Raw genomic sequence first — 23,269 nt, 5'->3', positions numbered from 1 at the left:
AAGGAGTTAACCGTGAAGAATCCGCAATTGCAGGGTGCCATCGAAGGACGCGACAATCCGGCAGGCGAAACCGCCTACGAACCGATTCCGGTTCACGCTGTCCCCAAGGAGTCCGCCGACGAACCCGGCTACTCCGATTCGCTGGACATCCCGCTCAATTACGGCATTGTGATGGACGCAGTCAGGGACGCCGTACGCGCGAATCCCTGAACGTTCTAAACGTCATACGAAACGCCCCATTCGGGGCGTTTTTTTTGGCCTTGCGAAACCCTTTGAAGCGGCGTTTCGATTGCCTGTCGGCCGTTGCCTGCGGGAGATAAATGCCCCGCAACGCGTCCGATTGCGTTTAGGCCGTTTAATCAGACAAAACAATGGCTTAGTTCACGCCGTGGCTGCGCCGTTTTGCGAAAAGTCAATCGGTGTGATTCAGAGCCAACGCTCTGATTTTGCTCATTAACGAGATGGTACACTTCCGCCGCCGTTGCGGGCGAGCCCGAATCCGACTTCGGAATAGCGCGCGTCTGTCGATATTTCGTCCATCCTCGCGAGGGCCGAACGCCCGAATTGGGTCGTCTGCTGCGTCCTGATCGCCCGATCCGACAAAAAATCCCCTGCTAGTGTTTCTACTGGCGAAAACAACTGCATTGAAGTAAGTTCAGACGTGTCATAGCGCCTGGACAAACGTCCGGATCCATCGTCGCGGTTCGGCAGTCCCCCGCGAGAACGCAAACAAGTCTGCAGGACCGATCAACCACGCGCGGCGGCTCACGCCCTGCCGAACAAAACATGGCCGCTATTTTCGATTATCTGTTGGACAGTCAGATTTCCAGACAATGGCGCGGCCTTTTGGCAGCGCTCGCGGAGGAGTTCGAAGCGCAGATCGGGCGCAACGAACTGCGTCAACTGATGCACAACGTCGGCAGCCGCTTCGCCGAAGCCCGGCCGCTGCCGCCCTGCGATTCCACGTCGGCGCTCGCCGACGCGCTCAACGCGCTGTGGCACGACACCGACTGGGGCTTCGTCGAGCTCTCCGACGAGCGCGACTATCTGAGCATCGTGCATTTCTGCGCGCCGCTGCCCGCCTTCGGCGAAAGCGCGCTCGCATGGACGCCCGCGTTCCTCGAAGGCGCGTATCAGCGATGGCTCGCCGGGCTCGGCGCACAAGGACTCGCGATCCGTCAGGCGAGCGACTTCGGCGACGACGCGGCCATCGAATTCAGGCTCGCGCGCGTCGCGGCCTGAAGCATCTTCAGCACATTGCGACCGCCGCCTCGACGCGGCGGCATCGACCGCCCCGAACGGGCGGCTAAAAACAGGCAGCACCGGCCAGGCATCAAGAACAGGCACGACGAGGAAGCGGCATCATGAATACTTCGCGCGATATCGAGAAGCTCTTCGATCATTTCGGCGGCAATGCAGGCGACTATCAGGAAATCGGCCGGGAGAAGGAGGCCACGACGGCCCGCACCCGCTGGCCGCTGCTTGCCACGCTCGACTTCGCGCAGCCGGCGATTCCGGAGATCGCGCCGCGCCACGACGTGCAGCCGAACGCCGCGCGGGCGCGCCCGGACGAAGCCGCCGCCCCGCCCGCCGCTCACCATGCCGACAAGCCGACGCCGATCCATCGCGGCAGGCAGCCTCTCTTCACGCGGCCGCATCGCCGCACGATTCCGGCCGTCAATCCGCCGGCGGCGGAGTCGTTGAGCGCGCTGCGCTTTTCGGTGCTCGGCGAATCGGCGCCGGCGCAAACGGAAACGATTCCAGATTCGGCGACCGTGTCCAAGACGAACGCAGCGCCGGTTCATACAATGGTCCCGCCGGTCGAATCGAACGCTACTGAACTCGCGCGCCCCGCCGCCTCGTTCGGAACGGACTTCGCGGCGCGCCGCACGCCTGCGCAAGTTGCGCCGGTGACAGCCGCTGCGCCCGCCGCGCCGCAATCGATCCTCGGCAAGCTCTTCAAGCCGCAAACGCAGAGCGCGCCGAGCGCGTCCGCGAACTCGCTCGACGCCATGTTCGAGCGCCTGCGCCACGCCCGTCCGCAGGGCGACGAATCCACGAACACGCAAGCTCGCGCGAGCCGCCTCTCACGCTCATGAAAGTCATCACGGTAGTTTCCGCGAAAGGCGGTGTCGGGAAGACGACGCTCGCCGCCAATCTGGCGTCGGTGCTCGCCGCGCGCAATCGTCGCGTGATCGTGCTCGATCTCGATCCGCAGAACGCGCTGCGCCTGCACTTCGGCATTCCGCTCGACAGCATCGACGGCATCTCGCGCGCGACGCTCAGCCGCGATCCCTGGCAGACGGTGATGTTCGATGGCGTCGACGGCGTGACCGTGCTGCCTTACGGCGCGGTGACCGAAGACGACCGCCGCCGCTTCGAGGCGCTCGTCGATAGCGATCCGGCGTGGCTCGCGCATGCGCTCGGTTCGCTCGCGCTCGACGCCAACGACATCGTGATCGTCGATACGCCGCCGGGCTCGTCCGTCTACACGCGCACCGCGCTGACGGCGGCGAACTTCGCGCTGAACGTCGTGCTGGCCGATGCCGCGTCCTACGCCGCGATCCCCGGCATGGAGCGCATGATCGACGCCTACGCTGCGCCGCGCGCCGATTTCGCGGGTCAGGGCTACGTCGTGAATCAGGTCGATCAGTCGCGTCAATTGAGCAAGGACGTGCTGAAGGTGCTGCGCAACATGCTCGGCACGAAGCTGTTTCCGGGCGTCATCCATCAGGACGAAGGCGTCTCCGAATCGCTCGCGTGCGACACGACGCTCATCCACTACGATCCGCTGTCGCAAGCCGCCGCCGATTTGCGCGCGTGCGGCGAGTGGCTCCTCTCGGCCGTCGATGCGATGGCCGCTTCGCCGAGGAAGCTCGCATGAGTTCCGCCAAGATCCCGTCGCCCGAGACCGAAGTGAGCGTCGCGACCTCGCGCCTCGAACGTTTCGTCGATGCAGGCATCTGGAGCAGCCGGATCGTCGTGATCCTGCTCACGCTCTTCGCCGCGTTCGCGCTTTACTTCGTCGTCACGGTGCCGCTCGCGTTCGGCCAGCAACTCGCGTTCGCGACGATCTGCTTCGTCTGCGCGCTCGGCTTTCGCCGCCTGCAAGGCCAGTATGCGACGCTCGTGATGATCATGCTGTCGATCGTCGCGTCGGGCCGCTACATGTTCTGGCGGCTCACGGAAACGACTTACTGGGAACGTCCGCTCGACGCCGCCTGGGGCATGTTGCTCGTCGCCGCCGAAGTCTACGCGACCCTCGTGCTCATGCTCGGCTACTTCCAGACCGCGTGGCCGCTGAAGAGAAAGCCCTTGCCGCTGCCGGCCGACCGCAGCCAGTGGCCGACCGTCGACGTATTCATCCCGACGTACAACGAGCCGCTTTCCGTCGTGAAGCCGACGATCTACGCGGCGCTCGCGCTCGACTATCCGTCGGACAAGCTCGCGATCCACGTACTCGACGACGGCCGTCGCCCCGAATTCAAGACGTTCTGCGAGGAAGTGGGCGTCAACTGGACGATCCGCACGCATAACCGTCACGCGAAGGCGGGCAACATCAACGAGGCGCTCAAGATCACGAAGGGCGAATTCCTCGCGATCTTCGATTGCGATCACATCCCGACGCGCTCCTTCCTGCAAATCTGCCTCGGCTGGTTCCTGCGCGACAAGCTGCTGTCGATGCTGCAGACGCCGCACCATTTCTTCTCGCCCGATCCGTTCGAACGCAATCTCGGCACGTTCCGCAAGGTGCCGAACGAAGGCGAACTGTTCTACGGTCTCGTGCAGGACGGCAACGATCTCTGGAACGCGACCTTCTTTTGCGGCTCCTGCGCCGTGCTGCGCCGTTCGATGGTCGAGGAAATCGGCGGCATCGCGGTCGAGACCGTGACCGAAGACGCGCATACGGCGCTCAAGCTGCATCGGCTCGGCTATACGACCGCGTACCTCGCGATTCCGCAGGCCGCGGGTCTTGCCACGGAAAGTCTTTCAGGGCATATCGGGCAGCGCATCCGCTGGGCGCGCGGCATGACGCAGATCTTCCGCATCGACAATCCGCTTACCGGCAAGGGCCTCAAGATCGGCCAGCGGCTCTGTTATCTCAACGGCATGCTGCACTTCTTCTACGGCGTGCCGCGTCTCGTGTTTCTTACCGCGCCGCTGTCGTATCTGTTCTTCGGCGCGCATGTGATCGAAGCGGCGGCGAGCACCATCGCGATCTTCGCGCTGCCGCACATGATGCACGCGAGCATCACCAATTCGCGCATGCAGCGCAGCTTCCGCCATTCGTTCTGGGCCGAAGTGTACGAATCGGTGCTCGCGTCGTACATCACCGCGCCGACGCTGCTCGCCGTCATCAACCCGAAGCTCGGCAAGTTCAACGTGACGGCCAAGGGCGGGCAGATCGCGAAGGATTACTTCGACTGGTCCATCTCGCGGCCGTATCTGTTCCTGCTGCTCCTCAATCTGCTCGGCTTCGTCGCGGGCATCGTGCATATCGCCATCAACTGGCACGTGCGCAGCGAAGTGAACACGACCATCCTCAACCTCTGCTGGACGGTCTACAACATGCTGATTCTCGGCGCATCGGTGGCGGCGGCGAGCGAGCGCAAGCAGGTCCGCGCGACGCATCGCGTCACGATGAAAATGCCCGTCATGCTCAAGTTCTCGACCGGCCGCACGCTCGCCTGCGAGACCATCGATTATTCGGAAGGCGGCGTCGGCGTCGCGTTGCCGAGCAAGATCGAAGTGCCGATGCACGAGCGCGTCACCGTCTCGCTCTTTCGCGGCGACGAGGAATACGCGTTTCCGGCGACGGTCGGCTATACGGAACCCGGACGCGTCGGCCTGCGCTTCTCGCAACTCACGCGCGAGCAGGAATACGACTTCGTGAAGACCACTTTCGCGCGCGCGGACGCCTGGACCGGATGGTCGGAGGGACGCCGTCCGGACACGCCGTTGCGCGGCCTGTCGCATGTGCTGCTCGTCGGCACGCGCGGCATCGCGGGACTGTTCGAGCACTTGTACAGCGACCTTCGAACCTGGATGAACAAGCGCCCGGTCGATGTGAAGAAGCTGAAAACCAAAGACCAATAAAAATGGGCATCGGTATGTCGAAGTTGCGCGTTGAAAAAGAAACGGGCGAGCGCGCGCCGCGTTTTTGCGAACGACCCTTTGCACGCGCGCTGGCCGTCTTCGTGGCCTTGCAGACGGCGTTCGCCGCGCCCTTCGCGTCCATCGCGGCGGCGGCCGAAAGCGCTGCGGCAACCGGCGGCGCGCAGCAGGCGACCGGCGTCGGCGCCGTGCCCGCGCCGAGTCCCGCCGTCGTCTACAACCCGGCGTCGATTCAGCAAGCGCCGCTCGCGATGCCCGTGCCCGCGTTTTCCGGCAAGCCCGAGAAGCCGCTCACGTCGCGCATTCCGACGACCGCCGATCCCGGCACGCTGGTTCCGGGCGGCCGCCGTCAGACGCTGACCTTCGCCGATTACGGCGCGCTCGATCCGCTGCAACTGCGCGGCACCGATGGCCAGAACGGCATCGCGTTTTCGGTGCGCGGCGACGAAGTCGTGACCGGCGCGATCCTGCATCTGATCTATAGCTATTCGCCGTCGCTGTTGCCGTCGATTTCGCAGTTGAAGGTGCTCATCAACGGCGAAGTGGCCGCGACGCTGCCGGTGCCGAAAGAACAGGCCGGCACGCTGGTCGCGCGCGACGTGGCGATCGATCCGCGCTTCATCACCGAGTTCAATCACCTCAACGTGCAGTTGATCGGCCACTACACGCAGCAGTGCGAGGATCCGTCGAACTCGACGCTCTGGGCGACCGTCAGCAACGCGAGTTCGCTCGATCTCACGTATGCGTCGATCGCGAACAAGCCCGATCTCGCCGCGCTGCCGACTCCGTTCTTCGACCGGCGCGACGTGCGCCGCCTCGAACTGCCTTTCGTGTTCGCGGGCAAGCCGAGCCTGCCGACGCTCGAAGCCGCCGGCATGGTCGCGTCGTACTTCGGCTCGCTCGCGGGCTATCGCGGCGCGATCTTTCCGGCGCAGACGGACAACGTGCCGCTGTCGGGCAATGCCGTGGTGTTCGCCATCGGCGATGCGAAGATCGCGGGCGTCGACATTCCGCCTGTCTCCGGTCCGACGATCGCGCTCGTCGAACGCGATGCGAACGCGCGCGGGCGTCTCTTGCTCGTGCTCGGCCGCGACGACAACGAGCTGAAGACCGCCGCGAAGGCCCTTGGCGTCGGACAGAACACGCTGTCCGGCACGAGCGCGACGATCACGCAGTTCAACGACCTTCAGCCGCGCCGCCCATACGATGCCCCCAACTGGCTGCCGACCGACCGCCCCGTGCGCTTCGGCGAGCTCGCGGAAGCGCGCGACCTGACCGCCTACGGCTACGACGCCGATGCCGTGCGCGTGAATCTGCGCGTGCCGCCCGATCTCTTCATGTGGCAGACGAAGGGCGTGCCCGTCGATCTCGGCTATCGCTATACGGTGCGGCCCGCGCCGGATCGCTCGTCGCTCAATATCAGCGTCAACAATGGCTTCGTGCAGTCGCTGCGCATTCCGGCCGTATCGACATCGACGTTCGATCTCGGTCACTACTTCAGCCGCGTGATGCCGGACAAGACGGTCGCCGCGCGCCGCGAGATTTATCTGCCGCCGCTGCTCATCACGCCGCGCGCGCAACTGCGTCTGCATTTCTATTACGACATCCCCAAGACGGGCGAATGCCAGGGCCGCGTGCTCGATAACGTCGTCGGCGCGGTCGATCCGAATTCGACCATCGATCTCTCCGGTTTCCCGCACTACATGGCGCTGCCCGATCTGGCCGCGTTCGCCAACGGCGGCTTCCCGTTCACGCGCATGGCCGATCTTTCGCAGACGGCGGTCGTGCTGCCGAACGAGCCGAACTCGGCCGACTACAGCCTGTATCTGCTCGAAATGGGCCGCATGGGCGCATCGACGGGTTATCCGGTGACGGGCGTGACGGTCACGAGCGCGAACGACGTCGACCGCTTCGCCGACAAGGATCTGCTGATCCTCGGTTCGCCCGGACGCCAGCCGCTGCTGCAACGCTGGGCGAAGCAGATGCCCTTTTCCGGCGACGGCGACGCGCGCACGTTCCAGCTTTCCGATGTCGCGTTCAAGCTCGTCGACTGGTGGCATGGCGAGCAAGGCCCGGAACGCTCGCCCGCGCGCGCGGATTTGTCGCTCGTCAGCTCGAACGGCGATGCGCTTCTGACCGGCTTCGAATCGCCGCTCAAGAGCGGGCGCAGCGCGGTGGCGCTCATCAGCGCGGCGGGCCAGTCCGACGCCGATCTTTCCGCCGCCCTGCTCGACAACGACCTGCTGCCGTCGATTCAAGGCGCGATGGCCGTGATCCACGGCCGCACGGTGACGGTCACGTCGAACGGCGAGGCTTACTACGTCGGCCATCTTTCGCCGATGCACTACATGCGCTGGGCGCTGTCGTCGCATCCGATTCTGCTGGTGCTCGCCGGCGTGCTCGCCGCGCTCATCATCGCGGCCCTGTTCTACCGTACGCTGCGCTCGATCGCCGCGCGGCGCCTGAGGGACTGATATGCGGGTATCGACCGCCAAGATTTTCGCTGGTGCAACGATTGCCGCGTCCGTGACGGGCGCAAACGCGGCGCAGCAATGCGACTGGTCCGCGTATCGGCTGTTCGTGGAGCGCGTCGTTCAGGCCGATGGCCGCGTGATCGACCGTTCGACCGAAGCGCAGCAGACGACCTCCGAAGGCCAGTCCTACGCGCTGTTCTTCGCGCTCGTCGCCAACGACCGCGCGACCTTCGACCGGGTGCTCGGCTGGACGCGCACGAACTTGTCGGCCAATCAGTTCGATTCGAATAACGTGCGTCTGCCCGCATGGCAATGGGGCAAGAAACCGGACGGCTCGTTCGGCGTGATGGACCCGAATTCGGCGTCGGACTCGGATGTGTGGATCGCGTACGACCTCTTCCAGGCCGGTCGCCTGTGGAAGGAACCGGCGTACACGAAGCTCGCCTACGCGCTCGCGACGCAGATCGTGAAGCAGGAAACCGTCGACCTGCCCGGCCTCGGACCGATGCTTCTGCCCGGTCCGCAAGGCTTTCGCATCGGCGACGTGACGCGGCTGAATCCGAGCTATCTGCCGCTGCCGGTTTTGCGCGGGCTCGCGCACGACATGCCCGACGGCCCGTGGACGAAGCTCGCGCAGAGCGCCGCGAAAACGATCAAGGTGACGTCGCCGCGCGGCTACGCGCCGGACTGGGCCGCGTATCAGAACGGCCGGTTCGTCGTCGATCCGAAGAACGGCGATGTCGGCAGCTACGACGCGATCCGCGTCTATCTGTGGGCCGGCATGACGTCACCGGGCGATCCGCTCGCGCGTCCGTGGCTCGATGCGCTCGGCGGCATGCGCCAGAGCGTCGCGCAGGCGGGCTTTCCGCCGGAAAAGGTCAACGTGACGACCGGCGCGGCGACGGGCGAAGGTCCGCTGTCTTACTGGGCCGCGCTCGCGCCGTACTTCAAGGCGCTCAACGACGAACGCGGCCTGGGCCTCGCGCGCGCGCATCTCGAAGCGCTGACCGCGCCGCCGGGCGCGGGACGCGAGCCGGTCTATTACGATCGCGTGCTCGGTCTCTTTGGCGGCGGTTTCATCGACGGTCGATATCGCTTCGATGAAAACGGCCGTCTCGTGCCGAACTGGAGAAGCGCATGCTGATCCAGACCAGAAAACGCGTGATCGCGGCGCTGATCTGCGCCGCACCGGCGATGGCCTTCGCGCAGGCCGCCGCCGATCCGCTGAACGTGCTCATCGATCAAGGCAAATACTGGCAGGCGCACAAGCGCGGCGATCTCGCGGAACAGGCGTGGCAGAAAGTGCTGCGCATCAATCCAAAGCAGCCCGATGCGCTTTTCGGCATGGGCATGGTGCTCGCCGATCGCAAGGACGGCAGCGGCGCGCAGCAGTATCTCGCGCAGTTGCGCCAGGTCGCGCCGAGTTATCCGAACATCGACGAACTCGGCCGGCGGCTTGGCGAAACCAGTTCGCGCGATCAGACCGTGAACGACGCGCGGCGTCTCGCGCAAAGCGGACAAAGCGCGTCGGCGGTGCAGGAATACAAGCGCGCGATCGACGGCAAGCCCGCGACGCCCGGACTTCAGCTGGAGTATTACCAGGCGCTCGCCGCCACGCCGCAAGGCTGGGACGAAGCGCGGCGCGGCCTCGAACAACTGGCGCGCGAGAATCCCGACGAGCCGCGCTATCAGCTCGCCTATGCGCAGCATCTGACGTATCGGGATACGACGCGGCGCGACGGCATCGCGCGGCTCGCGAAGTTGTCGGGCGACAGCGCTGTCGGCGCCGACGCGAAAAAAAGCTGGCGGCAGGCGCTCTTGTGGCTCGGCGCGCGCGCATCGGATGCGCCGCTTTATCAGGCGTATCTGCAAGTCGCGCCCGATGACGCCGCCGTCAAAGCGCGCTTCGATTCGATGGTGCAGCAGGACAAGTCGGCACGCGAGCGCTCGCAGGCCGACGCCGCCGTCGATGCGCGCGGACGGACCGTCGCGGAAGGTTTCACCGCGCTCGATCGCGGCGACCTCGTGACGGCGCGCGCGCGTTTTTCGTCGGTGCTGGCGAGCAATCCGAACGACGCCGATGCGCTCGGCGGCATGGGCGTCGCGTCGTTGAAGCAGGAGCGTTTTTCCGAAGCGCGCACGTATCTCGAACGCGCGTCGCGGGCCGGCAATGCGGCGCGCTGGAAAGACGCGCTCACGAGCGCGACCTACTGGACCTATACGAGCGATGCCATCGGCGCGCGCAGCAACGGCCAGATCGCGCAAGCGAAGGCGCTGTTCGAACGCGCGATCGCAACCGATCCGTCCGAAGTCACCGCGCAAGTGCTGCTCGGCGAAATGCTGCTCGCGAACGGCGACCCGCGCGGCGCGGAAGCGGCGTATCGCATGGCGCTGCGCCGCCAGGCCGACAATCCCGATGCGATTCGCGGACTCGTCGGCGCACTGGCCGCGCAAGGGCGCGGCGACGAAGCGCTCGAGTTCGCCAATCGGCTGAACACGGAACAGCAGGCGAAGGCCGGCGGCATCAACAAGCTGCGCGGCGAAGCGCAGGCGGCACAGGCGCGCGCGGCGGAAGCACGCGGCGATCTCGGTGCGGCGCGCAGTCTCTTCGAAGACGCGCTGCTCAACAATCCCGACGATCCGTGGCTGCGGCTCGATCTCGCGCGCATCTACGTGCGTCAGGGCGCGGTCGGCAATGCGCGCAGCATGATGGACGGCCTGCTCGCCACGCATCCCGACATGACCGACGCGCTCTACGCGAGCGCGCTGCTCTCCGCCGAAACGCAGGACTGGCCGGCCGGGCTCGCGCAACTCGACCGCATTCCGGCCGCGCAACGCACGCCGGCGATGACCGCGTTGCAACATCGCCTGTGGGTGCATCAGCAGGCCGATCTCGCGACGCGCGCCGCTACGTCCGGTCAGCGTCAGCAGGCGTTCGCGATTCTGCGCCGCGCGGAACCCGTTGCGGCGGGCAATGCGGAATTGATGGGCGCGGTGGCATCGGCCTACGTCAAGGCGGGCGATCCGGCGCGGGCGTTGTCGCTCGTGCGCGGCGCCATCGCCAATGCGCCGAACGACACCGGTCTTCTGCTGCAATACGCGGGCATTCTGTCGGCGACGCAGCAGGAAGCCGAACTCGGCTCCGTAATGCGCCGCCTGCAATCGATGCCGCTCACGACGCAGCAGCGCGCGGACTTCAACAATCTGAACGTGGGCATCGTCATCGCGCGTGCGGATGTCGTGCGCCGGCAAGGCGATCTCGCCGCCGCCTACGACGTGATCGCGCCGTGGCTCGCCGCGATGCCCGACAACGCCGACCTGCAGGCGGCGCTCGGCCGCATGTACACATCGGCGGGCGATGACCGCAACGCGCTCTCGTGCTATCAAAAAGCGCTGTCGCGCCGTCCGGACGATATCGGCTTGCAGACGGCGGCGATGTCGGCGGCGAGCGGCGTGCGCGATTTCAAGCTCGCTCAGACCTACGCGAATCAGGCGTACGAAGCCGCGCCGAACGATCCGGGCGTGCTCGCCGCGATCGGCCGGATGTATCGCGCGCAAGGCAAGCTCGATCTCGCCGCGCAGTTCCTGCAACGCTCGCTCGTCGCCGCGAATACGCCCGCGCCGGCGGCGTCCGCGCAGGGACGCGGCAATGTCCCGCCCGGCTGGGAAACCGCGATGAGCCGTGTCGGCTCGAATCCGCTGCCCGGCACCAATCCGTTCGAAGGCAAGACGGCCGTCGATACGGCGTCGAACCCGGCGCTCGCATCGGACGCGTCTTATCGTCAGGCCCTTCCTCAAGGTTATTCGCAGCCCGTGCCGAACTATTTGCCGCCTCCTCAGCCCGCGCCGTATTCCGTGCCTTACGTCGCGCCGTCCTCCGCTCCGATGACGATGCCCAACGCCGCGCCGCGTCCGATGCCGAGCGGCGGCTACGGACCCGACGCGTATGGCTCGGGTCAATCGGGCGCGCCGTTGCAGCCGTATCCGGGACAGGATGGCGGGTATCAGCCGGCTTATCCGCAGCCGCAGCAGTATCGACAGCAGCCGTATCAGCAGCAGCCTTACGCCGCGCAGGATCCGTATGCCGAGCCCTGGCCGATGTCGCCCGGCGCGCGCGAGGCGCAAGCCAATGCGTACAACGCGGCGCTGCCCGCCAGCTCGAAGAAAAAGCCGGCGTCATCGCCCAAGACCGCGACGACGCGTCCCGCCGATCCGTACGCCTACGGCGCGCCGCCGCCGCAGCAGCAGCCTTATTACCAGCAGCCGCAACAGTACGCGCCGCAGCCATACGCGCCGCCGCAGTACGCGCAGCAGCAGTACATCCCGCAGCCGCCCGCGGGCTACGCGCAGCCTTATTACCCGTCGCAGGCGCAACCCGCGCAGCGCGCCGCCGCAGCCGCGACGATGAGCACGGGCGGCGTTCCCGCGCCGGTCGCGAATTCGCAGACGGCGGGCGTCGCGGAGGAACTCGCGCAGATCAATCGCGAGCAGGCGAGCACGATTTCCGGCGGCCTCATCTTCCGCAGCCGCGACGGCGAGGACGGCCTCTCGAACCTGACCGATATCGAAGCGCCCATCGAAGGCCGCATCAAGGCCGGCAACGGCCACGTCATCGTGCGCGCGACGCCCGTCACGCTCGACGCCGGCACCGCGAGCAGCGAGCCGAACACGCTCGCGCGCTTCGGCTCCGGCCTCGGCGCGACCGCCACGCCGCCCACCAACAACTACGGCTCGCAGACGGCGACGGGCGTCGGGCTCTCGCTCGGCTACGAGAACCGCAACTTCAAGGGCGATGTCGGCACGACGCCGCTCGGCTTTCGCGAGACCAATGTCGTCGGCGGATTGCAGTATCAGAACGCAATCACCGACAAGGTGTCGTATTCGCTCGCCGTCGCCCGCCGCGCCGTCACCGACAGCCTGCTTTCGTACGCCGGCGCGCGCGATCAGGGCGCGAACCTCGAATGGGGCGGCGTGACATCGACGGGCGCGCGCGCCGACCTCGGCTGGGACGACGGCACGAGCGGCGTCTACGTGAACGCGGCGTATCAGTTCCTCGACGGCAATCAGGTCGCGACCAACAACGCGGTGAAGGGCGGCGGCGGCATCTACACGCGTCTCATCAAGGATGCCGACCAGACGCTGACCGTCGGCGCCAACACCACGCTGATGCACTACGACAAGAACCTGTCGTACTTCACGTATGGCCAAGGCGGCTACTTCAGCCCGCAGCAGTACGTGATCCTGAACTTCCCGGTCGAATACATGGGACGCACGGGGCTTTTCACGTACGACCTGAAGGGTTCGATCGGCGTGCAGCATTATCGGCAGGACGCGTCGGACTATTTCCCGACGAACGGCACGTATCAGGCGCGAGCCGCGAGTTCCGGCGCGACGCCGGATGCGGGCGCGGTCTATCCCGGCCAGAGCAAGACGGGCGTGTCGTATTCGCTCAGCGCGACGGGCGAATACCAGCTCGCGCCACAACTCGCGTTCGGCGCGACGGCATCGTTCGGCAACGCGTATCAGTATCGCGAGTGGCTCGCCGCCGTTTATGTGCGCTACAGCTTCACGCGTCAGGGCGCCGCGCAGCCGGTGTTTCCGCCGCAGGCGTTCAGCTCGCCGTATCTGTCGCTGTCGAACTGATGTTCTTGCGCGTGCGCCGCGCTTGCGGCTAGGCTTGATCCACTGCCGCAAGCGGGCCAAATCGTTCGAATGAAAACGCAAAGCGCGCTCGTCGCGAACAACGACCAATTCCTGCGCGACTTGCAGTTGTTCTGCATCGTCGCGCGGCGTTCGAGCTTCATCGCCGCCGCGACCGAGACCGGCATCTCGCCGGCGCACGTCAGCAAGCGCATTGCGATGCTGGAGACGAGTCTCGGCGTCAGGCTCTTCACGCGCACGACGCGTCGCGTGTCCATCACGAGCGACGGCGAAGCGGCGTTCCAATGGGCGCAAAAGATTCTCGACGACGTCCAGGGCATGGCCGACGCCTTCGCCGGCCTCGACGATCCGCGCGGCGTCTTGCGGATCGGCACGAGTCTGCGGCTCGGGCGCGAGCATGTTTCGCCCGCGCTCACCTTGCTACGGCGTCGCCATCCGGGGCTGGAAATCTGGCTCGAACTGCTCGACCGGCGCGTCGATCTCGTCGGCGAGAACTTCGATATCGACATTCGCGTCGGCGAAGTGCTGGAGCCGCATCTGATCGCGCACAAGATCGTCGACAGTTTTCGCGTGCTCGCCGCCGCGCCCGCGTATCTCGAACGGCGCGGCACGCCTAGAACGCTGGCCGAACTGGCGCATCACGATTGCCTGCTGTTTCGCGGGCGCGATCAGCGTTTCGGCGTCTGGCGGCTCGCCGGGCCGAACGGCGAGGAAAGCGTCAAAGTGACCGGGCCGATTGCTTCGAACCACAGCGACATCGTGCGGCAGTGGGCCGAGGAAGGTTTCGGCATCGTGATGTGCTCGATCTGGGACGCCGCCGGCAGTCTTCAAAACGGCCGTCTCGTGCCCGTTCTGCCGGCTTATCGGCAGCGCGCGGACGTGTGGGCGGTGACGTCGGCGCGCTCGTCGCATTCGGCGAAGATTCGCGTGTGCATCGAGTTTCTCAGACAGCAATTGACGAGCGGACCTTACTCGCTCGTTACATCGGGCGTCGCGGGGTTCTGAAGCGCTTCGTCGTAGCGTCGTTCTTCATCGCCTGCTGCTCGCCCGCTCAATCCCGTCCAGCAAGCCTTCAGCGGCGCCGCCCAAGCGCCAAAGCCAACCTTACAGAATCTTACGTTGCGCCGCCGTCACAAAAGGCGCAAAAAAGACCCGTCGCGAAACTAGGATATTTCCAAATGTTTCTGAGACATGTAATGATACTGATTCGCATTTAACACCATCGCGCCGATAGGTTGACTCAATGACGCCCGTCGAGCGCGACGTGCGCTCTCAGGGCGCCGCCGCCGGTTCTTTCTCGACGACGTCGCCCGCCTTCGCCTCGATCTCGGATCGGTCAACGTCGGCAGTCGAAAACCCGCTTCGCTGCCGATTTGAATTTCACTAACAAGCATCGGGAAAACGACATGTTGAGAAAGACGCCGCTTGCTGCGGCATTGGTGACTATTGCCGCCGTGCCCATGGCCGCGCCGCTTTACGCCCAGACCGCACCGCAATCCGCACAAGCCGCACCGCAAGACACGCCCCCCGCCGCCGCACCCGAAACCGCGACCCTGCCCGCCGTCAAGGTGACGGGTCAGGCCGACGCGCCCGACTTCCAGCCGGAGATGTCGAGCGTCGGCGCAAAGGTGCCGACCGCCCTGCGCGACATTCCGCAAGCCGTCGTCGTGGTGCCGAAGGCGGTGCTGCAATCGCAGGCCGTGAGCTCATTCTCCGATGCGCTGCGCAACGTGCCCGGCGTCACGCTCGGCGCGGCCGAAGGCGGCCAGATCGGCAATAACATCAACCTGCGCGGCTTCTCGGCGCGCACCGACATCTATCTCGACGGCTTCCGCGATCGCGGCCAGTACTATCGCGATACGTTCAATCTGGAATCGATCGACGTGCTGTACGGGCCGTCGTCGCTGTACTTCGGGCGCGGTTCGACGGGCGGCGTCATCAATCAGGTCAGCAAGCAGCCGACGCTGAATCCGCGCGCCGATGTCTCGCTGCAAGCCGGCACGCACGACCGCTATCGCACGACGGTCGATATCAATCAGCCGATGACGGATACCTCCGCGTTCCGCATCAACGCGTTCGGCCAGTCGATGGGCTCGACGCGCGACGAGATGATCAACAAGGACTACGGCATCGCGCCCGAAGTGAAATTCGGCATCGGCACGCCGACGCAGGTGACGTTGTCGGCGCTGATCCAGCACAACCGCGATCAGCCCGACTACGGCATTCCGCCGTTGAACGGCCATCCCGCGCCCGTCGATACGAAGACCTTCTACGGCTTCACCGACGACCGCACGATTCAGGATGTGCAGACGGTGAACGCGCGCATCGAACATCGCTTCGACGACATGTTCACGCTGCGCAACCAGACGCAGTTCAGCCACTACAGCACCGAAGCGCGCGCGACCAACGCGGCGGCCGTGCTGACGGGCCCGCTCGGCACGTCGCCCGCGCTCTCGAACGGCAATTACACGACGCTGCCGCTCTCGTCGCTCTTCGTGCGTCTGCAAGGCAAGGACCGCACCATCAACGATCACTCGGTCTACAACACGACCGACGTTCAAGGCAAGTTCGCGACCGGCCCCTTGAAGCACGACATGCTCGCGGGCGTCGATCTGAGTCACGAAACGTATAGCAACCAGACCTTCACGGCGACCACGCCGGGTCTGCCGTCGAACACGCTCGCCATCGTGCCGCTCGTGGATCCGGCGTATGTGCCGCGTCCAGCGAACTATCGCGAAGTGGCGACCAATCTCGCGGAGTCGAGCGCGAACGGCATCGGCGTCTATTTGAACGACACCATCTCGATCGGCGAGCACTGGAAGTGGATCGGCGGCGTGCGCTGGGACCGCTATGAAGCGGCGATCAACAACTCGATCAATCAGCCCGGTTACGCGACGCAGACGAACTATTTCACGAGCGTGCGCACAGGCGTCGTATGGCAGCCGACGGACTGGCAGTCGTACTACGTCTCGTACGGCACGTCGTTCGATCCGTCGCTCGAAGCGCTCACGCTCACCAACGGCCAGCAAAACCTGCCGCCCGAGCACAACAAGTCCTATGAAATCGGCTCGAAGTGGGATCTGCTGAACGGCGGCCTGTCGATCACGCAATCGCTCTTCAACATCGAGAAGACCAATGCGCGCACGCTCGCTTCGGACGGCAGCTATTCACTCGATGGCGACGTGCGCGTGCGCGGCTATCAGCTCGGCATCGCCGGCCACATCACGCGGCAATGGCAGATGTTCGGCGGCTACACGTACATGGATGGCACCATCCTGAAGGCATTCGACGGCACGCAAGGCAACACGCCCGCCAACACGCCGAAGCACATGTTGACGCTGTGGACGACGTACGACTTCACGCCCGTATGGCAGATCGGCGGCGGGCCTTCGTATGTATCGTCGCGCTACGCGGCGAACAACAATCTCGTTCAAGCGGGCGGCTACGTGCGCTGGGACGCGATGGCCGCGTATCATCAGAAGCGCTACGATATCCAGTTCAACGTGCAGAACCTGTTCGACAAGAAGTACTACGACGCCCTGATTCCGTCCGATGGCGGACGCGCGGTGCCGGGTCTCGGCCGCACGTTCATCGCGACGTTGAATTACCGCTTCCGTTGATGTGATGTGATGCGAATGCGCGCGCCATGCGACTCATGGCGCGCGCTCGCGAAGGCAATAACAATGATCCTCTCGATACCGAACGTGCTCTCCCCCGAGGACGCCGCCGCAATGCGCGCGCGTCTCGAAGCAAGCGACTCATGGGTCGATGGCCGCGCGACCGCCGGCTATCAGGGCGCGCCGGTCAAGCGCAACATGCAGATCGCGGAAGGCTCGCCGATCGCGCTCGAACTCGGCGACGCGCTCGTCGGCGTGCTGGAGCGTCATCCGCTTTTCATCAGCGCGGTGCTGCCCAATCGCGTGTATCCGCCGCTTTTCAATCGCTATGAAGGCGGCATGCATTTCGGCAGTCATGTCGATGGCGCGATCCGCATCGTGCCGGGGCATGGCGCGCGCGTGCGTACCGATGTATCGATCACGCTCTTTCTCACGCCGCCCGACGAATACGACGGCGGCGAGCTCATCATCGAAGACACGTACGGCGTGCAGGAAGTGAAGCTGCCCGCGGGACATGCGATCGTCTATCCCGCGACGAGCCTGCATCAGGTGCGGCCCGTCACGCGCGGCGCACGCGTGTCGAGTTTCTTCTGGGCGCAAAGCCTCGTGCGCGACGATGCGCAACGCGCGCTGCTCTTCGATCTCGACAACTCCATTCAACGCCTGAATGCGACCAACGGCGACGAAAGCGCGAAACGCACGCTCGTCGGCTGCTATCACAACCTGTTGCGCATGTGGAGCGATACGTGATTCACGCGGCGCGCAGAACCTTCGATGGCGTTCGGCCCACTTCCGCGAGCAACGCTTCATCGCGCGCGATTACGTCGGGAAGATGCGCGCGCAGGAATTCGACCCACGTACGCGTCTTCGCATCGACGAACTTGCGCGACGCATAGAGCGCGTAGAGATTCGTGCGCTGCAGCGTGTGCTGCGGTAGCACGCGCACGAGCGAGCCATTGCGCAAGCCTTCGATCGCAGCATAGAGCGGCAACATGCCGATGCCCATGCCTTCGCGAATCGCGACGACGAGCGATTCCGCGATGTTCACCTGCACCGTTCCGCTGATCTGCATCGTCTCGCGGCCTTCCGGCCCTTCGAGCGTCCACTCGCGCGCGGGAAACGCGGGCGTCTGCAGCGTGAGGCAATCGTGCTGCGCGAGATCGGCGGGCACGTCGGGCGCGCCGCGCGAACGTATGTATTCCGGCGACGCGCACAGAATGCTGAAGGTCTCGCCCAGCTTGTGCGAAATCACTTCAGAATCCGACAGCGCGCCCGCCGACACCACCGCTACGTCGCTGCTGCCTTCGAAGAGATCGGGCATGCGCTGCGATAGCGTGAGTTCGACTTTCACATCGGGATAGAGCGCGCGATATCGCGCGATCGCAGGCAATATGTAATGTTGTCCGACGCTCGCGAAACTGGACATGCGCAACGTGCCCGTCGGATGCTCATACGCGCAGCTTGCTTCTTCTTCGGCGCCGTCGATATCGGCGAGAATCTGCCGCACGCGCTTCAGATAACGCTCGCCCGCCGATGTCAGCGCGAGACGCCGCGTGGAGCGGTTCATCAGGCGCGTGCGCAAATGGGCTTCGAGTTCGGATACGGCGCGCGACATCGCGCCGGTCGTCGAGTTCATCGACTGAGCCGCAGCCGTAAAGCTGCCGGCTTCGATCACGCGAGTGAAAACCCGCATGTTCTGTAGGGTGTCCATCAAACCGTCACATTCACTTCGGAAGCGCTATTGTCCGCCTTGGCGCGCGATCGATTGTTGTTGAATCAGGAAAGAATGTTCCCTGATTTGCACATTAATCCGCCCGGTCCGCTTGCCTACAATCGGCGCCTTCATGACGAGAGGACTATCGGCGGTCAGCATGTCGCTCCAGCAAGCACGCCTGTCGATGCGCGACTGGCTCGTCACCGATGGCCACGTCTGGCTGCATCTCGCAAAGACCTTGCTGGCCGCGTTCATCGCGATGAGCATCGCGATGCGGCTGGAATTGCCGCAGCCGCGCGTCGCGATGACGACCACCTTCGTCCTGATGCAGCCGTTCTCCGGCATGGTGCTCGCGAAGAGCGTCTATCGTTTCGCGGGCACGGCGCTCGGCATGATCGCCGCGCTCGCGCTCGGCGCCGTGTTCGTGCAACAGCCCGAGCTTCATGCGCTCGCGCTGACGATATGGGTCGCGGCGTGCACCGCGCTCGCCGTGCGTTACCGGCACTTTCGCTGGTATGGCTTCGTGCTCGCGGGCTATACGGCTGCGCTGATCGGCATTCCCGCCGTCACCGATCCGAACAGCCTGCTCATCGCAACGCTCACGCGCGGTGCGGAAGTGATGCTCGGCATCGTGTGTTCGAGCGTGGTGAGCGCGCTCGTGTTTCCGCGTCATGCGAGCGCGACGCTCACGCAGTCGCTCGACGCGCGCCGGATGCGTTTCGCCGCATTCGCCGCCGACGTATTGCGCGGACGTCTTTCGCGTATCGCGCGCGAACGCCGCTTCGCCGATTTCGTCGATGAGATCGTCGGCTTCGAAGCGACGCGTGGTTTCGCCACGTATGAGTCGCCCGCGATGCGTCAGGGCAACGGCAAGCTGGCGCAACTGAACAGCGCCTTCATGGACGCATGCGCGCGCCTGCATGCGCTCGATCAATCGATGAAGCGCCTGCGCGCGAGCGATGCACTCGCGCCCTTCTTCGAAGAGCTTGCGCAGAACTTCGAACGCGAAGCGCTGAAGGAACATCTGGAGCGCTACAAAGCGACGCTGCCGAAACGCCTGCGCGATGCACAACGCGCGCTCCCTCACACCGATCACGCGACGCAACTCGATTTCACGACATCGGCGGAGCTGCTGTATCGCTTCATCGCCGATACGATTCGCTATCTGTCGATTCCGAACCATCGCGCGGCGCCGCGATACGACGCGCGGACCAGCCGCTTCGTCGTCGTCGCGACCTTCATGCGTACAGGCATCGTGATCGCGGCGACGGCCTGGTTCTGGATCGTGACGGCGTGGCCGAGCGGAGGCTACGCCGTCATCGGCGCGACGCTCGCGTGCGCGTTGTCGTCGGCATTGGCGCGGCCTTCGAAATTCATCGCGCAGATGGCCGCGGGTGCGGCGCTCGCGATCGTCATCGGATATGCATATCTGTGCCGCGTGTATCCGGCGATCGACGGCCTGGCGCTCCTGTGCGCGATGCTCGCGCCGCCGCTCGCGGCAGGCGCTTTTCTCGCGATGCGTCCGTCGAGCGCGGGCTATGGCATCGGCTTCTGCGTGTTCTTCTGCCTGCTCGCCGCGCCCGACAATCGCATCGTCTACGATCCGGGCCTGTTGCTGAACAACGGCGTTGCCGTTCTCGTCGCGATGCTCGGCGCGGCCATCGCGTGCGCGGTCATCGTGCCGCCACGCACGCGTTGGCTCGTCGGCAAGACGCTCGCGCAATTGCGCGCGCAAGCGGCGCTCGCATGCGAAGGCAAGCTCGCGGGACTCGGCGAGCGCTTCCATTCGGGCACGCACGATCTGATGTCGCAATTGCGCGCCTTGCTCACGCGACGCTCGCGTGAACATCGGCATGCGCTTCTGTGGATGCTCGTCACGCTCGAAGTCGGACAAGCGATGATCGATCTTCGGCGCGACTCCCGCGCGCTGCATACGGCGTGCTTTCCCGATGCATTGCGCATCGCGTGGAGCACGTCGCTCGCGCGTGTGTTGCACGATATCGCCGTGCTGTTCCGCACGCCGGATAGCCGGACGCTGCGTCGCGCGATAGCTTCGGTCGTCGCGTCGATCGTGATCGCAGAAGACATGCTCGAACGCACGCGCGACGAACGCAACGCGCGGCGCGAGGTGCAGCGCGTGCTCGCGTGCCTGCACTTCGTCCGCACGGCGCTGGTGGATCCGGATGCGCCCTTCGACGCGCATCGCTGAACGCATCCTTCCTCGCCATGCAAAGCTGACTTCCTGGTCCGGCGGTTAATCCACGGCGTCGCGCGTCTTATAGTCGAATCGATTTTTCGCCAGCGCGCTCTTTTGCCGCACTTTCGTGGCGCGTGCGAACGCGCTTGCGTGCATCGATTTGGACAAAGCGCAATGTCGCACGGCATTGGAACAATGTCTTTCAACGTTGCGATTTCGACGGCAAACCGCGCTACCTATAATCGCCTTCGGTTAAACGAAGCTCTTGAAGATAGACGTCGATGTACGAAGATCGTATTCGCTGTGCCGCGTTGCGCGGAAAAATCACCACGGCCGCCGAAGCGGCTCAACTCGTTCGCGACGGCATGATCGTCGGCGCAAGCGGCTTTACGCGCGCGGGTGACGCGAAAGCCGTGCCGCTCGAAATCGCGCGCCGCGCCCGCGAGGAAGACGAACCGTTGCGTATCACGCTCATGACGGGCGCATCGCTCGGTCATGACACGGACCGCATCCTGACCGAAGCCGGTGCGATTGCGCGACGCCTGCCATTTCAGGTCGACACGACCTTGCGCCGCGCGATCAACCGCGGCGACGTAATGTTCGTCGATCAACACCTGTCGGAGACGGTCGAACTGCTGCGCGCGAATCGCCTCGGCAAGCTCGACCTCGCGATCGTCGAAGCAGCCGCGATCACCGAGAGCGGCGGCATCGTGCCGACGACCTCGGTCGGCAATACCGCGAGCTTCGCGATCCTCGCCGAACGCGTGATCGTCGAGATCAATCTGGCGCAGCCGCTCTCGCTCGAAGGCCTGCACGACATCTGGATTCCCGAGCGCCGTCCCGCGCGCGAAGCGCTGCCGATCGTGCGCCCGCATGACCGGATCGGCGCGGCCGCCATCGAGATTCCGATCGAGAAGATCGCCGCGATCGTCATCACCGACAAGCCGGACAGCGCATCCACCGTGTTGCCCGCCGACCAGGACACGGCGTTGATCGCCGGTCATCTCATCGAGTTCTTTCAGCATGAAGTCTCGCGCGGGCGTCTGCCGAAACAGTTGCCGCCGTTGCAGGCCGGCATCGGCACCATTGCGAACGCTGTGCTGTCGGGGTTCGCGGCGTCGCCGTTCGAAGCGCTGACGATCTATTCCGAAGTGCTGCAAGACTCGACCTTCGATCTGCTCGACTCAGGCAAGGCGACGTTCGCATCGGGCGCGTCGATCACGCTGTCCGCGCAACGGCAGGAGAAAGTGTTCAACGAGATCGAACGCTATCGCGACCGGCTCGTGCTGCGGCCGCAGGAAGTGAGCAATCATCCTGAAGTGATTCGGCGCCTCGGTCTCATCGCGATCAACACGGCGCTCGAAGCCGACATCTACGGCAACGTGAATTCGACGCACGTCGGCGGCACGCACATGATGAACGGCATCGGCGGCTCGGGCGACTTCGCGCGCAATGCGGCGTATGCGGTGTTCGCGACGAAATCGGTCGCGAAGGACGGCCGTATCTCGAGCATCGTGCCGATGGTGCCCCATTGCGACCACAACGAACACGATGTCGATATCGTCGTGACCGAACGCGGGCTCGCCAACCTCACCGGCCTCGCGCCACGCGAACGCGCGATGAGCGTGATCGAGCACTGCGCGCATCCGCTCTATCGCGATCTTTTGCGCGACTATTACCGCGATGCAGCAGCGCTCGGCGGACATACGCCGCATCGTCTCGATCAGGCGTTTTCGTTCCACACGCGCTTCGCAGCGAGCGGTTCGATGCTGCCTTGATGCACATTCGCGCGCGCGTTGCTGCGCCGCGAAAACGAATGCGGGGCGACAGCGAAGCCGCTAAACGAAGATTAGGCGCACAATGGCGGGAGCCCGCTTGGGCTGGCGAACAGGAGGAGCATCATGACCGCCATCACCTGGGTTCTCGCCGCCGACGGCAGCCGTGCCCGGATCTTCGAAACGCAGGGATTGAAGCTGGATTTGCGGCAAGTCGAGGACCTCAGGAACCCCGCGCCGCGCGCGACCGAAACGGCAGAAATGGATCGTGAGAAGTTCGCGCGGGCCGTCGCGGATTATCTCGAACGGAGCCGCTTGCATCAACGATTCGACCGGCTGCGTCTCGCGGTCGAGCCAAAATTTTTGGGCCTCTTGCGTCAATATCTGAGCGTCGAAACGCTCAAGCTCGTCTATGAAGAAGCCGATAACGACGCGTCGAAGTTCGGCACGCGCGATATCGGCCGTCAACTGAATCGGCCCTGAACGACGCTTGCGGTGGGGGGGGGGGGGGGGGGGGGGGGGGGGGGGGGGGGGGGGGGGGGGGGGGGGGGGGGGGGGGGGGGGGGGGGGGGGGGGGGGGGGGGGGGGGGGGGGGGGGGGGGGGGGGGGGGGGGGGGGGGGGGGGGGGGGGGGGGGGGGGGCGGGGGCCCGCGGCCGCGCCGCCCTCCCGCGAGCTTTTTCCTCCGGAGATTTAGCGGGGGTTTGGAGTTACACCC

16 protein-coding genes are annotated in these 23,269 nt (G+C 65.2%); 14 read left to right on the top strand and 2 right to left on the bottom strand.

Features of this window, described 5'->3' with window-relative positions; genetic code table 11:
• Window positions 1-12 precede the first annotated feature (12 nt).
• The 11 genes from NCS67_RS15570 to NCS67_RS15520 all read left to right on the top strand — a co-directional run bounded on the left by NCS67_RS15570 (window position 13) and on the right by NCS67_RS15520 (window position 17,617).
• The gene (locus NCS67_RS15570) at window positions 13-210 is read left to right on the top strand and encodes a hypothetical protein (RefSeq protein WP_008353634.1); all 198 of its coding nucleotides are present in this window, start codon (window positions 13-15) and stop codon (window positions 208-210) included.
• A 576-nt stretch (window positions 211-786) separates the two neighbouring features.
• Window positions 787-1,242, top strand: coding sequence for a cellulose biosynthesis protein BcsD (gene bcsD, locus NCS67_RS15565; RefSeq protein ID WP_008353636.1), 456 nt, complete (start codon window positions 787-789; stop codon window positions 1,240-1,242).
• A gap of 122 nt (window positions 1,243-1,364) precedes the next feature.
• Window positions 1,365-2,099, top strand: coding sequence for a cellulose biosynthesis protein BcsP (gene bcsP / locus NCS67_RS15560; protein WP_250435644.1), 735 nt, complete (start codon window positions 1,365-1,367; stop codon window positions 2,097-2,099).
• The gene (bcsQ, locus tag NCS67_RS15555; protein ID WP_175979200.1) at window positions 2,096-2,884 is read left to right on the top strand and encodes a cellulose biosynthesis protein BcsQ; all 789 of its coding nucleotides are present in this window, start codon (window positions 2,096-2,098) and stop codon (window positions 2,882-2,884) included. Before bcsP ends, bcsQ begins: the two co-directional genes overlap by 4 nt.
• Window positions 2,881-5,097 carry a UDP-forming cellulose synthase catalytic subunit gene (gene bcsA, locus NCS67_RS15550; RefSeq protein ID WP_033537141.1) on the top strand — a complete coding sequence of 739 codons (2,217 nt, stop codon included), beginning with the start codon at window positions 2,881-2,883 and terminating at the stop codon, window positions 5,095-5,097. The genes bcsQ and bcsA overlap by 4 nt, the downstream gene beginning before the upstream one ends.
• 2 nt (window positions 5,098-5,099) lie before the next feature.
• Window positions 5,100-7,589, top strand: a complete 2,490-nt coding sequence (bcsB, locus tag NCS67_RS15545; protein ID WP_250435643.1) for a cellulose biosynthesis cyclic di-GMP-binding regulatory protein BcsB — start codon at window positions 5,100-5,102, stop codon at window positions 7,587-7,589.
• Window position 7,590: 1 nt separating this feature from the next.
• On the top strand, window positions 7,591-8,733 hold the full coding sequence (gene bcsZ / locus NCS67_RS15540) for a cellulose synthase complex periplasmic endoglucanase BcsZ (protein WP_175979199.1): 1,143 nt from the start codon (window positions 7,591-7,593) through the stop codon (window positions 8,731-8,733).
• Window positions 8,727-13,232: a cellulose synthase subunit BcsC-related outer membrane protein gene (locus NCS67_RS15535; RefSeq protein ID WP_250435642.1), complete on the top strand. Its 4,506-nt coding sequence runs from the start codon at window positions 8,727-8,729 to the stop codon at window positions 13,230-13,232. Before bcsZ ends, NCS67_RS15535 begins: the two co-directional genes overlap by 7 nt.
• Window positions 13,233-13,301: 69 nt before the next feature.
• Window positions 13,302-14,255, top strand: coding sequence for a LysR family transcriptional regulator (locus tag NCS67_RS15530; protein ID WP_175979197.1), 954 nt, complete (start codon window positions 13,302-13,304; stop codon window positions 14,253-14,255).
• 401 nt (window positions 14,256-14,656) lie between these two features.
• The gene (locus NCS67_RS15525; protein WP_008353644.1) at window positions 14,657-16,870 is read left to right on the top strand and encodes a TonB-dependent receptor; all 2,214 of its coding nucleotides are present in this window, start codon (window positions 14,657-14,659) and stop codon (window positions 16,868-16,870) included.
• A 63-nt stretch (window positions 16,871-16,933) separates the two neighbouring features.
• Complete coding sequence (locus NCS67_RS15520; RefSeq protein ID WP_008353646.1) at window positions 16,934-17,617, top strand: Fe2+-dependent dioxygenase; 684 nt, start codon at window positions 16,934-16,936, stop codon at window positions 17,615-17,617.
• Between the two features lies 1 nt (window position 17,618).
• Here the strand turns inward: NCS67_RS15520 and NCS67_RS15515 are convergent, their stop codons facing one another.
• Entirely contained in the window at window positions 17,619-18,578 is a 960-nt protein-coding gene (locus NCS67_RS15515) for a LysR family transcriptional regulator (RefSeq protein ID WP_033537142.1), read from the bottom strand.
• 133 nt (window positions 18,579-18,711) lie between these two features.
• Here NCS67_RS15515 and NCS67_RS15510 point away from each other — a divergent pair, with 133 nt between their 5' ends.
• The 3 genes from NCS67_RS15510 to NCS67_RS15500 all read left to right on the top strand — a co-directional run bounded on the left by NCS67_RS15510 (window position 18,712) and on the right by NCS67_RS15500 (window position 23,036).
• Window positions 18,712-20,790 (top strand): FUSC family protein, encoded by a 2,079-nt coding sequence (locus NCS67_RS15510; RefSeq protein ID WP_250435641.1) that lies wholly within the window; start codon window positions 18,712-18,714, stop codon window positions 20,788-20,790.
• 269 nt (window positions 20,791-21,059) lie between these two features.
• Window positions 21,060-22,556, top strand: a complete 1,497-nt coding sequence (scpC, locus tag NCS67_RS15505) for a succinyl-CoA:acetate CoA-transferase ScpC (protein ID WP_175979195.1) — start codon at window positions 21,060-21,062, stop codon at window positions 22,554-22,556.
• Window positions 22,557-22,679: 123 nt separating this feature from the next.
• Complete coding sequence (locus NCS67_RS15500; protein WP_250435640.1) at window positions 22,680-23,036, top strand: host attachment protein; 357 nt, start codon at window positions 22,680-22,682, stop codon at window positions 23,034-23,036.
• Here the strand turns inward: NCS67_RS15500 and NCS67_RS15495 are convergent.
• On the bottom strand, window positions 23,018-23,269 hold a 252-nt coding region (locus NCS67_RS15495), incomplete at its 5' end, for a hypothetical protein (protein WP_250435639.1). The genes NCS67_RS15500 and NCS67_RS15495 overlap by 19 nt on opposite strands.

Origin of the sequence: Caballeronia sp. ATUFL_F2_KS9A (genome assembly GCF_023630765.1) — a bacterium.
In the GTDB taxonomy this organism is placed as follows: domain Bacteria; phylum Pseudomonadota; class Gammaproteobacteria; order Burkholderiales; family Burkholderiaceae; genus Caballeronia; species Caballeronia zhejiangensis.
This window is presented reverse-complemented; position numbering and strand designations above follow the sequence as displayed.

Excerpts from the sequence above, each read along its gene's own strand:
- NCS67_RS15520 (WP_008353646.1), top strand. The coding sequence starts at position 16,934 with ATGATCCTCTCGATACCGAACGTGCTCTCCCCCGAGGACGCCGCCGCA.
- NCS67_RS15530 (WP_175979197.1), top strand. The coding sequence starts at position 13,302 with ATGAAAACGCAAAGCGCGCTCGTCGCGAACAACGACCAATTCCTGCGC.
- bcsQ (WP_175979200.1), top strand. The coding sequence starts at position 2,096 with ATGAAAGTCATCACGGTAGTTTCCGCGAAAGGCGGTGTCGGGAAGACG.
- bcsZ (WP_175979199.1), top strand. The coding sequence starts at position 7,591 with ATGCGGGTATCGACCGCCAAGATTTTCGCTGGTGCAACGATTGCCGCG.
- bcsA (WP_033537141.1), top strand. The coding sequence starts at position 2,881 with ATGAGTTCCGCCAAGATCCCGTCGCCCGAGACCGAAGTGAGCGTCGCG.
- bcsD (WP_008353636.1), top strand. The coding sequence starts at position 787 with ATGGCCGCTATTTTCGATTATCTGTTGGACAGTCAGATTTCCAGACAA.
- NCS67_RS15500 (WP_250435640.1), top strand. The coding sequence starts at position 22,680 with ATGACCGCCATCACCTGGGTTCTCGCCGCCGACGGCAGCCGTGCCCGG.
- bcsB (WP_250435643.1), top strand. The coding sequence starts at position 5,100 with ATGGGCATCGGTATGTCGAAGTTGCGCGTTGAAAAAGAAACGGGCGAG.
- scpC (WP_175979195.1), top strand. The coding sequence starts at position 21,060 with ATGTACGAAGATCGTATTCGCTGTGCCGCGTTGCGCGGAAAAATCACC.
- NCS67_RS15510 (WP_250435641.1), top strand. The coding sequence starts at position 18,712 with ATGACGAGAGGACTATCGGCGGTCAGCATGTCGCTCCAGCAAGCACGC.
- bcsP (WP_250435644.1), top strand. The coding sequence starts at position 1,365 with ATGAATACTTCGCGCGATATCGAGAAGCTCTTCGATCATTTCGGCGGC.
- NCS67_RS15535 (WP_250435642.1), top strand. The coding sequence starts at position 8,727 with ATGCTGATCCAGACCAGAAAACGCGTGATCGCGGCGCTGATCTGCGCC.
- NCS67_RS15515 (WP_033537142.1), bottom strand. The coding sequence starts at position 18,578 with ATGGACACCCTACAGAACATGCGGGTTTTCACTCGCGTGATCGAAGCC.
- NCS67_RS15525 (WP_008353644.1), top strand. The coding sequence starts at position 14,657 with ATGTTGAGAAAGACGCCGCTTGCTGCGGCATTGGTGACTATTGCCGCC.